Here is a 12804-nt window from a genome sequence, read left to right on the forward strand (position 1 = left end):
TGCTCGCCGCACGAAACCGTTGGTTTCGTTCGGGTTCAGGGTAGTGGATGCGCCCCGGCTGGGGGTGCGGATGCCTGGTTTCCGTCACCGGAGTCCTGGGTGCGTGGCGTGGATCGTCGTGTGACTCCGCGCTGTGGCCGTGGGGTGATCCCGTGGCATGCTGGTCTGCATGCCTGATCTCAAGGAAGCGCTGCATGTCGACCCGTTCATCCCGCTCCGCGAGGGGACTGGTCAGGCGCTGCCGCACGCGCTGTCACTGGGTACGGCGCTGGTTGCCGGTGTGCAGTTCACGCTGCTCGGTGCGGCCCTGGTGAGCCTCCTGCGTCGCAAGCCGAACGAGGTTCGGGGTTCGCGACTCGCGTGGGGTGTGTTCTCGCTGGTGAACTTCATCGGCCCGATCTCGTACTTCCTTTTCGGCCGCAAGCGTTGAGGTTGCTGCCAGGGGCGGCCTCGCGACGGCCGGTCCTTGAGGGATGTTCTGGCTCCGAGCGTGACGGTTCGCGCGGGCGCGTTTAGGCTGTACCTGTGTCAGATCGCCCTCGCCTCACTCCAGCAGTCGCCGACCTTCGTCGAGCCGTCCGTGGTTCGCTCCTCGGGCGTGTGCAAAAGGGTGACCGAATTCTGGTTGCGCTGAGCGGAGGGCCTGACTCGCTGGCGCTCGCTGCAGCCGCGGTTTTCGAGGCGAAGCGCCTCGAGGTCGAGGCTGGCGCGATCATCATCGACCACGATCTGCAGGAGGGCTCCGCGAAGATCGCGGAGCACGCTGCTGAGCAGGCGGCTGAGCTTGGCCTCGCCCCGGTGAGCGTCGTGCGCGTCAACGTCGAAGATCTTGGTGCCGGCCCCGAGGCGTCCGCCCGGGTGGCCCGCTACGAGGCGATCGAGGCCGTGCGCATCGAGACCGGAGCATCCTGGGTGCTCCTCGGGCACACGCTCGATGACCAGGCGGAGACGGTGCTCCTTGGCCTCGCTCGCGGTTCCGGCGCAAAGAGCCTGCACGGAATGGCGCCCGTCACGGGAACGCTGCTGCGTCCGCTGCTTGGCCTGCACCGCCAGGTGACGGTTCAGGCGTGCGAAGACCAGGGCCTCACGCCGTGGATCGACCCGCACAACAGCGACCCCGCCTACACGCGTGTTCGCGTGCGCGACACCGTTCTGCCGCTTCTCGAGAAGGAGCTCGGCCCCGGCATCTCGGAGGCGCTCGCCCGCACGGCGACGACCCTGCGTGAAGACTCTGAGACGTTGGATGCGCTTGCCCTCGAGTGGGCACACGAGATCGTCAACACAGATGCGGATGGTCGCATCTCACTCGACGTGGGCGGCATCGTCGCGCAGCCGCCTGCGCTGCGTCAGCGCATCTGCCGAATCGTCGCCGAGCAGGGCTTCGGCGTCTCGCTGACGCGCCGCCACACGATGGCGGTCACGGCCCTCGCAACGGAGTGGCGCGGTCAGGGACCAGTCGACCTGCCCGGTATTCGCGTCGAGCGTGAGAAGGGCCGCATCCTCTTCGGTGCGACGGCCTCCGCGCACGACGACCACCTCGACGAAACCGCCTAGCTTCACCCGTTCCGCACACCACGTTCGTTTTTCGAGCGTTGATCCACCCAGGGAGCCAGGATGCGCGCCACTGATATTCCGAACGACGTCCGCGAGGTCCTCATCACGGAGGAGGAGATCCAGGCGAAGCTCGCCGAGATCGCCCGCCAGATCGAGGTCGACTATGCCGAATGCGAGCCGCTGCTGATCGGCGTGCTCAAGGGCGCGGTCATGGTCGTGTCCGACCTGTCGCGCGAGCTGACGATCCCGCTGAAGATGGACTGGATGGCCGTGAGCTCCTACGGTTCCGGTACCGAGTCGAGTGGTGTTGTCCGCATCCTGAAGGACCTGGACACCGACCTCACGGGCCGCCACGTGCTCATCGTCGAGGACATCATCGACTCGGGCCTGACCCTGTCGTGGCTCAAGAAGAACCTCGAGTCTCGTGGCCCAGCGTCCGTTGAGATCTGCACGCTGCTGCGCAAGCCGGAGCGCCTCAAGTCGGACGTGCCCGTGCGTTACGTCGGCTTCGACGTGCCCAACGAGTTCGTGGTCGGCTATGGCCTGGACTACGACGAGCAGTACCGCCACCTGCGCGACATCATCGTGCTGCAGCCGCACGTGTACGGCGGCGAGTAGGCGCACACGAACGACGAGTTCGAGGCGAGGGCACCGCTTGGTGTCCTCGCCTCGTTCCGTTCCGAGGGACTTAAGCGCGGATGCTCCGAGCGCCTTCAGCGAACACTGGACACCCGTGTCGGTGGTGCCGAGTACCATGACTTTCGATTGCGCGCCCTGGTGCGCTGGCGAAGAACCGGCTGAAAGGCACCGAGCACGCCACTCGAGTCTCGACTTATGAAGCAAGTTACCAAGATCCTCAAGAGCCCGATCTTCATCGTGGTGCTCGCCGTGCTGGTCATCGGCCTCGGTTTCAGCCTGATCAACGGCAGCGGCACCCGCGAGGTGACGACGCAGCAGGGCCTCGAGCTCCTCCAGGACAAGAAGGCCGACAAGGTCGTCATCGTCAACGGTGACAACCGCGTTGATATGGAGCTGACGGCTGCCGACCCCGAGTACGGCCAGAACGTCCAGTTCTACTTCGTGGATGCACGTGCCGCGGACGTCGTCTCGGCCGTTGACACGGCTGCTCCCGCCGGTGGCTACGACGACGACGTGCCCCAGCCGAGCTGGCTGCTCTCGGCCGTCAGCATCCTCTTCCCGCTGCTGCTCATCGGCTTCTTCATCTGGATCCTCTTCGCCGGCGGTCTCGGCGGCGGCGGTGGCCGTGGCGTCATGCAGTTCGGCAAGTCGAAGGCGAAGCTCGTCTCGAAGGAGAGCCCGCAGGTCACGTTCGACGACGTCGCGGGCGCCAACGAGGCGCTCGAGGAGCTGCAGGAGATCAAGGAGTTCCTCAAGGAGCCGGCGAAGTTCCAGGCAGTCGGCGCTCGTATCCCGAAGGGTGTGCTGCTGTACGGCCCTCCGGGAACGGGAAAGACGCTGCTCGCTCGCGCTGTCGCGGGTGAGGCCGGCGTGCCCTTCTACTCCATCTCCGGCTCCGACTTCGTCGAGATGTTCGTGGGTGTCGGCGCGAGCCGCGTGCGCGACCTGTTCGAGCAGGCGAAGCAGAACTCGCCAGCCATCATCTTCGTCGACGAGATCGACGCCGTCGGGCGTCACCGCGGTGTAGGCATCGGCGGCGGCAACGACGAGCGCGAGCAAACCCTCAACCAGCTGCTCGTCGAGATGGACGGCTTCGACGGCTCGACGAACGTCATCCTCATCGCCGCGACGAACCGTCCGGACGTGCTCGACCCAGCCCTGCTCCGCCCGGGCCGCTTCGACCGCCAGATCGGCGTCGACGCACCGGACCTCGACGGTCGTGCCCGCATCCTCGGCGTGCACGCCAAAGGCAAGCCGCTGTCGCAGGACGTCGACCTTCGGGTCATCGCGCGCAAGACTCCCGGCTTCACGGGTGCCGACCTCGCGAACGTGCTCAACGAGGCCGCGCTGCTCACGGCCCGCTCGAACGCGCAGATCATCGACAACGAGGCCCTCGACGAGGCGGTCGATCGTGTCATCGCCGGCCCTCAGCGTCGCAGCCGCGTCATGAACGACCAGGAGCGCCTCATCACGGCGTACCACGAGGGTGGCCACGCTCTCGCCGCCGCCGCGATGCGCCACACCGACCCGGTGACGAAGATCACGATCCTGCCGCGCGGTCGCGCCCTCGGCTACACGATGGTGCTCCCGCTCGAGGACAAGTACTCGGTCACCCGCAACGAGCTCCTCGACCAGCTGTCCTACGCCATGGGCGGCCGAGTCGCAGAGGAGATCGTCTTCCACGACCCGACGACGGGCGCTTCGAACGACATCGAGAAGGCCACGAAGACGGCTCGCAAGATGGTCACCGAGTACGGCATGACCGCATCCGTCGGCTCCGTGAAGCTCGGAGAATCCTCCGCCGAGACCGTCTACGGCCAGCAGGCTGGGGCCGGCCGCAACTACTCGGAGTCGGTCGCGGAGACCGTCGACCGCGAGGTGCGACTCCTCATCGAGCAGGCACACGACGAGGCGTGGAAGGTCATCAACGACAACCGTGACATCCTCGATCAGCTGGCGGCTGAGCTCCTCGAGAAGGAGACGCTTGATCACGTCCGCCTCGACGAGATCTTCAAGCCAGTGCGCAAGCTCCCTGAGCGCCCCCAGTGGCTGTCGAGCCCCGACCGCCCCGTGAGCGCGCTGCCGCCAGTGGCGCTGAAGCCGCACATCCCGGTCGACCAGATGGACCCGATCGAGCACGCGCAGGACGGCGGCGCCGAGCTCGGCTTTTAGCCGCTCGACCCACCTCGTACCAACGTAAAGAATGCAGGCTCCCAGCGATGGGAGCCTGCATTCTTCGTCTGTCTTGCCGCCACGGAGCAGAATCTCCTAGCCAGGTCCGCCTCGCGACTTCTTCAGCGCTGCGACGGTAACGGCGATGCTGACGGTCGCGAGGGGCACGATCAGCATGGCGAGCTGTAGCGAGTTCCAGCCCAACGCGAGGAAGAGCGCCGTCGCACCGACGGTGGCCAGCCACAGCGCTACGGCGAGCGGAGTGGATGCGAAACTCCGGAACCCGGGTCGTTCAGTCGTCATGAGAACTGCTTCGCTCGTCGAATCCTTGGGGGGCCATCACACGGGGGCGACGTGGCCGTCGTTCGAGCTTCTCGAGCCTCGTCGTTGCCTGTCAACCTGAGGAGGGTCTGACCAGGGAACGCGGACGAACCGCGCCGCCCGCGCCCAGCTCCGCGCTGCGCGCGCCCAGCTCCGCCCCGCTTCCCGCCCGACCCAGTTCAATTTTCGGGCGAACTGCCGTGACGCAGGATTGTGAGGCCCGGAATTCCGGGGGCGCTGGAACGCGAAGGTTCCATTTCGCCCGATAATTGGCGAGGTTTACCGGAGAGCGAGTGCGCGAGCGGGCGCGAGCGCGAGCGGCCGCGAGGGGCCCGGATCTGCACACGGCCGCGACGCGCGCGAGTGGTTCGGGGATGCGCGGCGCCTTCGTTTCGCGGGAGGATGGAACCGTACCCGCGTCGCGGGCGGTTCGGAGTGAGGACTTGCAAATGAACGATGTCGATTCCGGGTCTGCGGATCGGGTCGATCTGGGGCGCGCGCAGGCGGCGGTTCGGGAGTTCCTGGCGGCGATCGGTGAGGACCCAGATCGTCCTGGACTTGCACGCACCCCGGAACGGGTGGCCGAGGCGGCCCTCGAGCTGTTTGGGGGGACAGGAGTCGACCCGGTCGCGCCGCTTGCTCGCGCGAGGTTCCCCGTGGCCGACACGGCGGCTCCGTCCGGGGCTGCAGTTGGCGGCGCCGAGGCTGCGACGGTCTCGCAGCCGGTTGTGCTGCGCGACCTCGCGTTCCGTTCGATGTGCGAACACCACCTGTTGCCGTTCTCGGGCCGCGTGCACCTCGCGTATGTGCCTTCCGGCTCGATTGTCGGCTTCGGTCGACTCCACACGCTCCTCGAGACCCTGTCCGCACGCCCGACCCTGCAGGAGCGCCTCGGCGACGAGCTGGTCGACGCCATGATGACCGCGCTCGACGCCCGGGGGGCACTCGCCGTCATCGAGGCGAGCCATGCCTGCGCCGGGCTCCGCGGCTCGCGGCAGCAGGCTGGTGTTGTCGTGACCGTGTCCGCGCGGGGCGAGCTCTCGGAGCCCATCGCTCGCGCCGAGATCATCGCGCTCATCGGCGCCCAGCCGATCGTCGCAGTGGATGCGGCAGCCGCCGCGATCCCCAACGCGACCGGGCAGCCAAGCACCGCCCCGGCCCCGGCCCAGGCCGCCGCGCTAGCTCCTGTCGTCGGCCACGTGCTGCGCGGCGCGCGCTTCGACCCCCGCGTGGGAACTCAGGCGAGCTCCGCGGCGGCTGACGACGCGGCTGATACTGCTGAGGCGCCTCAGGCCGCGCCAACAACCCAGGCACCAGCCGAGGTCACCGAGGGCGCCGCCCAGCTCGACGCAGCGACGGACGAGCAGTGGGCGGAGGACTCCGGCCCGGTGAACACGCGCCCGTTCGAGCTGCCGCAGCGGTTCACGAACCTGCTGCAGCCCGCGATCCCGAAGCGGCCGCGCATCCTGGGCATTCTCAACATCACCCCGGACTCGTTCAGCGACGGCGGCAAGTTCGAGGATCTCTTCAGCCAGAACCGCAGGACCAAGCGCGCTCTGCGTCGCGCGAGGGAATTGGTCGCCCAGGGCGCGGACATCATCGACGTCGGCGGGGAGTCGACGCGTCCGGGTGCTGTTCGGGTGCCGCAGGAGGAGGAGGCCGCTCGCGTCCTGCCGGTCATCAAGGAACTGGCGGCGCTTGGCGTGCTCGTCAGCATCGACACGATGTACGCGAAGACGGCCGAGGCGGCGCTGGCCCTCGGCGCCGAGTACGTCAACGACGTCTCTGGCGGCCAAGCGGACCCTGCGATGCTCGGACTTGTCGCCGACAGCGGAAATCCGTTCATTCTGAGCCACTGGCGCGGGCATTCGATCCGGATGAACGAGCTCGCCGACTACCGCGACCCTGCGGCCGAGATCCTTGCCGAGCTTGCCGGGGCCCGCGACCGAGCGGTCGATGCGGGACTGGACCCGTCGCAGATCGTGCTCGACCCGGGTCTCGGGTTCGCGAAGAGACGCGACGACAACTGGGCGGTGCTGCGCGAGCTGGAGCAGTTCGTGGCGCTCGGGCATCCGCTGCTGGTGGGCGCGTCCCGGAAGCGGTTCACGGGCGAGGTGCTGCAGCCGGACGCCGACGTGACCGAACGTGACCTGCCGACGTCCGTCATCACGGCGCTGGCTGCGAAGGCCGGGATCTGGGGCGTGCGAGTGCACAACGTTGAGGCGAACCGCGTTGCGTTGGACGTCGTCGACGCATGGCGCGAAGGAGCACAGGATGACTGATCACACGAGCGGCCACGAACCAGACCTCGACGGGCGGAGGGCGGCGGATGCACGGGCGGCCGCGCACCTGGCTGCGGGTGGCGAGGCCGCGCGTGGGCACGCGCACGAGCACGCGTTTGTGCGCGAGCCGGTCGCGGGCGCGCCAAGTGTCGCTCCCGGCCCGGTAGCGGCTGAGCGGACTGCCTCGGCCTCTCTGCACGCCCCCCGTCGCGTGGGAGTCCCGGAGCCAGAGCTCGACCGCATCATCATCACGCGCATGCACGCGCGCGGACACCACGGGGTGTTCGAACACGAGCGCCGGGACGGCCAGGACTTCTACGTCGACGCCGAGGCGTGGGTCGACGCGGCCACCGCATCGTCAAGCGACCACATCGGTGACACCCTGCACTACGGCGAATGGATGCATGCGCTGCACGCCATCGTCACGGGTGACCCGGTCGACCTCATCGAGACGCTGGCCGAACGGCTCGCGGCGGCGACGTTCGGCTTCGACGACGCCGTTGCCGTGCGCATCACTGTGCACAAGCCCCAGGCGCCCGTGGCTCTGGATTTCCAGGACGTCGCGGTGAGCATCCTGCGGCACAGGCCAGCCGCTCCGGGGGAGTACCTCGAGTCGGAGGCCGCGCACGCGGTCGCGGCGCCAGGGCCGGCGGGGCCCTCGGAGCCCGCTTCTGGCTCTCCCACCGTTTCGCCGGCGCGCGCTGAGTCTGGGAGCGCGGAGGACGACTTCCATGCTCGGGAGGCGGCAGCGGCCGCGCACGCGGCGTCCGACGCTTCGATCGTGCTCGACTCTGGAGGGGCACCCAACGTCCCGTTGCCTCGGGTGGGTGCTGCGAGCGACCTGTTCTCGCCGATCGCGCAGCGGGAGCAGGATGAGCGCTCGCCCTCGGACGCCTCCGTCGTGAGCCGCTCCGGCGGTTCACCCAACGCGTCCTCGGCCGAGCCGGCGCCGCGCGTCCGCCAGGCGGTCATCGCGCTTGGCGCCAACCTTGGAGACCGCGACGCGACGCTCTCGTCGGCGCTGCGCAGCATCACGGAGCTGCCCGGCACGAAGCTTGTGGCCGCATCGAGCCTGTACGAGACGCCTGCCCTCACCCTCGAGGGGGTGAGCGAGGAGGCGCCGGCCTACCGCAATGCGGTGGTGCTCGTCGACACTGAGCTCCCGGCCGCTGACCTCATGCGCGCGCTGCACGACATCGAGGACACCCATGGCCGTACCCGCGAGACGCGCTGGGGGAGTCGAACGCTCGACCTCGACCTGATCCAGGTCGAGGGTGAGCTCAGCAGCGGAGAGCTCCAGCTGCCGCACCCGCGCGCGCACGAGCGTGCGTTTGTGCTTGCCCCGTGGCTTGAGATCGACCCCCGGGCGCAGCTCGCTCCGTTGGGGAGCGTCGCCGAGCTGCGGGCGGCGGCGTCCGACCGCGTCGAGCGGGTCGTGCGGTGAACCTCGCAAGCAAGACACGACCCGGCCTCCTGGTGGGGCTGGTCGTCATCGGTGGAGTCCTTGCCTGGTGCGTGGAGACGTGGCTCGTGACCTCCGGCCGAGCCGTGATGGCTCCGCCGCTCACGATGCCGCTGACGCTGGTGGTGCTCGCCGGGCTGCTGCTGTGGCTCGCGTGGCCGATCCGTGCATACACCCGCCGACTGTGGCGCGAGCGCCGCGAGGCCGAGTCGCGTCGACGCGCGCCGGGGCTCGAGCGCGACACGAAGTCTGGCCACGAGCTCAGCGACCGAGGCTCGCGAGAGTCCGGACGCGACTCGAGAGGCAAGCGCGTCGACCCCCAGTACGCGTTCCGCGTGCTGGCGTTCGCGCGCGCCGCGAGCCTCGCGTCGTCCCTTATGGCGGGAGTCGCGCTGGGTGTCCTGGCCTTCGCCGTGACTCGCACGGTGCCGCCGGAGGAGCCGATCTGGCACGCCGTGTTCTCGCTCGTCGGCTCGCTGGTGCTGCTGGCGGTCGGGCTCGTCGCCGAGTCTTGGTGCCGCATCCCACCAGGAAACGAAGAGACCTCGACCTCGCAGGACCCCGTCGCCGCGTAACTCTTACGCTCGCCGCCCTGCCCGCTCCGCGAAGCGGTCGAGCGACTGCAAGATCTCAGGGGATCGCCAGAAGGGGCCCGACTGGCGGTACTCGCGCTTGGAGACCAGGATGCCGTGCTCGGTGAGCGCCCGGAGCGGTGGGTAAGCATTCGGGGTTGCGACGCCGAGCTCCGCTGCGGTCGTTACGGCGTTGACCACGGGCCGTCGACTGATGATGTCGAGCAGCGGCCATGCGTTGCTATCTGACCTCGCTTTGAGCTTGCGGCGCCAACCAGCCGTGATTTCGTCGATCTCATCGACAAGGATCCGTGCGTTCCAGACCGCGTGCTGGGCGGCATCAGTGAAGGCTCTGACGATCTCGGTCGGTTCGCCGGTCCTGAACGCGGTGAGCGCGCTGTGGTATCCCTCGATATTGCTGAGGAGTCCGGCAGAGACTGGCACGGCGACGTTGCGGGTTGTGCCTCGTGCTCGCAGAAGTGACTGCGCGAGGGCACGCCCGGTACGACCATTGCCATCGGTAAACGGATGAATCGTCTCGAATTGCGCGTGCGAGAGAGCGACATGTGCGAGCGCGGGAACATCGCGGCGATGCATATACGTGACCAAGTCGTCGATGAGGTCAGGTACGCGGTCGTGGTGCGGAGCGACGTAGGTTGCGCCGCGCGGGCTGTCTGAGCGTGTTCCGATCCAGACCGGCTGCTGTCGCCACAGTCCGGGTGTGTGGCGATCCTGGCCATGCATGAGGACTTCGTGGACGCGCCTGATCCCGTCTGGTGTGAGGTTGTCGGCGAGATCGATAGCGGCGCCCATGGCCGAGGTGTTCGCGGCGATCTCGATTGCGTTCCGGTTGGACGTAGCGCCGAGCTCTGCGGTGAAGATGGACCGCGCGCTTGCTGTCAGGTGCTCGATCTGCGAAGAGCTTGCCGATTCGGATCGGAGAAGTACGGGCGCGAACGCTGCAACTCGGTCACCGAGGTGGGCATCGAATCGAACGAGTTCGGCACTTGCGGCCTCCGAAGCAGCCAGCACGTCGGCCGACAGGGCTGCGCCAGCTTCGGCGATAAACGGAGGGACTGCGGCTCTGTACGTCGTGAGAGTCCGCCAGCCTTCGCCGGCGGCGCCAGGGCCGTAGCTGGCCTCGACTGGTCCGTCCCAGGGGAGGTCCTCGTAAGTGAGTTCTGGCCAGGAGCGTTCTCCGTTACCCGCAGCTCGCATTGGGTCTCCTAACGCAGAATCGACGACCGACGACTTATGACTTAGGAGTCTAAGTCATAAAACTGAGCACACTACTTATGCGTTGGGTCCAGCTCACACCCAAGAAGAACCCGCGCATGAAGGCCCGTCAGGGGTAATCTCCCCTCGGCCGCGCGCGCGACACCTAGAACTGCCAGAATGTTGGATGGCGCTTAAAAGTTGCGCCTCCTGAAGCCCGGCGCAGACGCGCGGCGCTGACGCACCTCTGAGGAGATTCACCATGACTGTGCTCATCACCGGTGGCGCCGGCTACATCGGCGCTCACGTGCTCGCGGCCCTTGAGGCGCGCGGCGACAAGGCTGTCGTGGTCGACGACCTCACGACTGGCACGCCCGAGAAGGTCGGTGCGACGCCGCACTTCAACTTCGACATCTCGACGACGGGTGCTGCGGATGCGCTTGCCGACATCATGCAGGCCCTCGAGGTGACGAGCGTCATCCACTTCGCCGCGAAGAAGCAGGTGGGCGAGTCGGTGGCGAAGCCCGCGTGGTACTACCAGCAGAACATGGGCGGGCTCGCGAACGTGCTCGAGGCGATGCAGCGCGCCAACGTGAAGAGCCTCGTGTTCTCTTCGTCGGCGGCCGTGTACGGCCTTGGTACGGGGTCGGACGAGCCGATCCGCGAGGACGACGTCAAGAACCCCATCAACCCGTACGGCCAGACGAAGCTGGCTGGGGAGTGGCTTGTGCAGGCAGCGGCGAAGGTTGCTGGTATCTCTGCGGTCTCCCTGCGCTACTTCAACGTGGCGGGCGCCGGCAGCGACGAGCTGGCCGACCGCTTCGCACTCAACCTCGTGCCGATGATCTTCGAGAAGCTGGCCGAGGGGAAATCGCCGCTTGTCTTCGGCGACGACTACCCGACGCCGGATGGCACGTGCGTGCGCGACTACGTGCACGTCGTGGATCTGGCGGATGCGCACCTCGCGGTCCTGGATGCGATCGCGGCGGGCACGCCGGTGTCATCGGAGTACAACGTTGGTCGCGGTGAGGGCTACTCGGTCTTCGAGGTGGTGGATGCGGTGCGTCGCGCGAGCGGGCAGCAGTTTGAGGTTGAGGTGGCACCACGTCGCCCGGGCGACCCCGCGCTTCTGGTCGCGGACGCATCCCGGATCAAGGATGAGCTCGGCTGGACGGCGAAGTTCTCGCTCGACGACATGGTGACGTCTGCCTGGTCGGGCTTCGAGCGCAATGGAGCCCCCGTCAAGGCGTAGCGGCTTTTCTCTGGGCGCCGGGCACCTCGATTTCAGGGGCCCGGCGCCCTTGCTCGCAGCCTGACCGCGATCGGCGCCTGATTAAGAGTCTTTTTGCGCGTTTGAGCACACGATTTGCGACAGACAAGGCTTGCGTATGTCGCGGGCCGTATGGTCAGTCTCGGTTCTTGTGCGCGCCATCGGCGCGGTGGCCGTCCGCTAGCGGCCATAGATCGAGTGCCTGGGCCGGGCGGTCGGGGGAACTTCCGCCTGGCCCCTCTTTCAATCAGCTCCGCTTCGCGCGTCGTAGCTTCGGGAATACGAACAGTGCGTCTCCCGCCGGCCAGCGGCGAAGCCAGCAGAAGAGGTAGCTGAGGCCCATGGCGACGGCGGTGTTGATGATGAGCAGCCAGGTGGGGTCGAGGATTCCCCAGTCGCCCATCCACGAGGTGATCATGATCTGCGCCGGGTAGTGGACGACGTAGAAGACCACGGAGTTGCGGCCGATGTACTGCAGCCAGCGCGCCGAGTCGCCGTCCCCGCCCCGTCGCACGCCGGCGAGGCGGCGAGTGCTCATCATGACGGCGGCGACTCCGGCGAGGACCACCGGGATCCACACGAGCTCGTAGCGGTCGATGATGCGGGTCGCGGCGGTGACGGAGCCGTCCCCGGGGGCGGTTGCCGTTGCGTTCGATACCCAACGCAGTGCTCCGTCCAGGCCGAAGTAGGTGCCGTGCGTCTGCCCGATCAGCAGCGCGCCGAAGCCGGCGGCCAGGGCCGTGCATCCGATGAGCAGCGGCCAGCTCTCGATGCGGGCCAGCGCGCCACGGTAGCGGGCGACGAGGTGTCCGGCGAAGAAGAAGCCGCCGTAGTAGGCCAGCTCGCCCCACATCTCGACTGGCCCGATGCCGCGGGCCGAGAAGAGGGCGCTGAGGCCCCAGAGGGTGAGCGGTACGACGGCGAACCAGGGCCCGCGGATGCGTGTGAGCAGCGGCGCGGCGACGTAGTAGACCGCGAGGTAGAGGATGAACCAGAGCCAGCTGAGGGGGAACCAGTTGCTGAGGTTGGTCCATCCGTCTTGCATGGTGACGAGCCAGTAGACGGTGCCCCACAGGAGGTAGGGCCAGGCGAGGGCTCGGAGTTTGCTGGTGTAGTAGGTGGGGCCGGTTTTCGCGAGGGAGCGGCCGAGCAGCATGCCGGAGAGCAGCAGCAGAGTGCTCATCCGGTAGGGGGCGAAGAAGGTGTTGATGTCGTTGATGATGCCTGTCGGGGCAACGTTGATGACGAAGAGGGGGATCGCGCTCGCGTGGAACGTGACGACGAGCAGGATCGCGGCGCCTCGGACGAGATCCATCC

The 12804-nt window shown here is 67.7% G+C and carries 11 protein-coding genes; 8 read left to right on the forward strand and 3 right to left on the reverse strand.

Translation table 11 applies throughout. From position 1 onward, the window contains the following. Positions 1-169 precede the first annotated feature (169 nt). The 4 genes from FHX72_RS12455 to ftsH all read left to right on the forward strand — a co-directional run bounded on the left by FHX72_RS12455 (position 170) and on the right by ftsH (position 4365). A complete protein-coding gene (locus tag FHX72_RS12455; RefSeq protein WP_082805760.1) occupies positions 170-430 on the forward strand; it encodes a PLD nuclease N-terminal domain-containing protein in 261 nt (86 codons plus the stop codon). 95 nt (positions 431-525) lie between these two features. Beyond that, positions 526-1554, forward strand: coding sequence for a tRNA lysidine(34) synthetase TilS (gene tilS, locus FHX72_RS12460; RefSeq protein WP_068479633.1), 1029 nt, complete (start codon positions 526-528; stop codon positions 1552-1554). A 60-nt stretch (positions 1555-1614) separates the two neighbouring features. Then, positions 1615-2172, forward strand: coding sequence for a hypoxanthine phosphoribosyltransferase (gene hpt / locus FHX72_RS12465; RefSeq protein ID WP_068479631.1), 558 nt, complete (start codon positions 1615-1617; stop codon positions 2170-2172). A 216-nt stretch (positions 2173-2388) separates the two neighbouring features. After that, complete coding sequence (gene ftsH / locus FHX72_RS12470) at positions 2389-4365, forward strand: ATP-dependent zinc metalloprotease FtsH (RefSeq protein ID WP_068479629.1); 1977 nt, start codon at positions 2389-2391, stop codon at positions 4363-4365. Positions 4366-4461: 96 nt separating this feature from the next. On the opposite strand, the gene FHX72_RS12475 is transcribed toward ftsH, so the two are convergent. Further along, the gene (locus FHX72_RS12475; protein ID WP_156479761.1) at positions 4462-4668 is read right to left on the reverse strand and encodes a hypothetical protein; all 207 of its coding nucleotides are present in this window, start codon (positions 4666-4668) and stop codon (positions 4462-4464) included. A 467-nt stretch (positions 4669-5135) separates the two neighbouring features. Here FHX72_RS12475 and folP point away from each other — a divergent pair, with 467 nt between their 5' ends. From folP to FHX72_RS12490, 3 genes are read left to right on the forward strand one after another with little or no spacing between them, the layout of a single operon-like run. Continuing rightward, positions 5136-6968: a dihydropteroate synthase gene (gene folP, locus FHX72_RS12480; RefSeq protein WP_183625520.1), complete on the forward strand. Its 1833-nt coding sequence runs from the start codon at positions 5136-5138 to the stop codon at positions 6966-6968. After that, on the forward strand, positions 6961-8412 hold the full coding sequence (folK, locus tag FHX72_RS19070; RefSeq protein WP_183625522.1) for a 2-amino-4-hydroxy-6-hydroxymethyldihydropteridine diphosphokinase: 1452 nt from the start codon (positions 6961-6963) through the stop codon (positions 8410-8412). Before folP ends, folK begins: the two co-directional genes overlap by 8 nt. Then, a complete protein-coding gene (locus FHX72_RS12490; RefSeq protein WP_183625524.1) occupies positions 8409-9005 on the forward strand; it encodes a DUF3180 family protein in 597 nt (198 codons plus the stop codon). The genes folK and FHX72_RS12490 overlap by 4 nt, the downstream gene beginning before the upstream one ends. Positions 9006-9008: 3 nt before the next feature. Here the strand turns inward: FHX72_RS12490 and FHX72_RS12495 are convergent, their stop codons facing one another. Then, positions 9009-10220 carry a Fic family protein gene (locus FHX72_RS12495; RefSeq protein ID WP_183625526.1) on the reverse strand — a complete coding sequence of 404 codons (1212 nt, stop codon included), beginning with the start codon at positions 10218-10220 and terminating at the stop codon, positions 9009-9011. Between the two features lie 259 nt (positions 10221-10479). Here FHX72_RS12495 and galE point away from each other — a divergent pair, with 259 nt between their 5' ends. Next, a complete protein-coding gene (galE, locus tag FHX72_RS12500; RefSeq protein ID WP_183625528.1) occupies positions 10480-11469 on the forward strand; it encodes a UDP-glucose 4-epimerase GalE in 990 nt (329 codons plus the stop codon). A gap of 265 nt (positions 11470-11734) precedes the next feature. Here galE and FHX72_RS12505 read toward each other — a convergent pair whose 3' ends face one another. Continuing rightward, positions 11735-12802: an acyltransferase family protein gene (locus tag FHX72_RS12505; protein WP_183625530.1), complete on the reverse strand. Its 1068-nt coding sequence runs from the start codon at positions 12800-12802 to the stop codon at positions 11735-11737. Positions 12803-12804: the final 2 nt, after the last annotated feature.

The organism is Pseudoclavibacter helvolus (genome assembly GCF_014191305.1).
Taxonomy (GTDB): domain Bacteria; phylum Actinomycetota; class Actinomycetes; order Actinomycetales; family Microbacteriaceae; genus Pseudoclavibacter; species Pseudoclavibacter helvolus.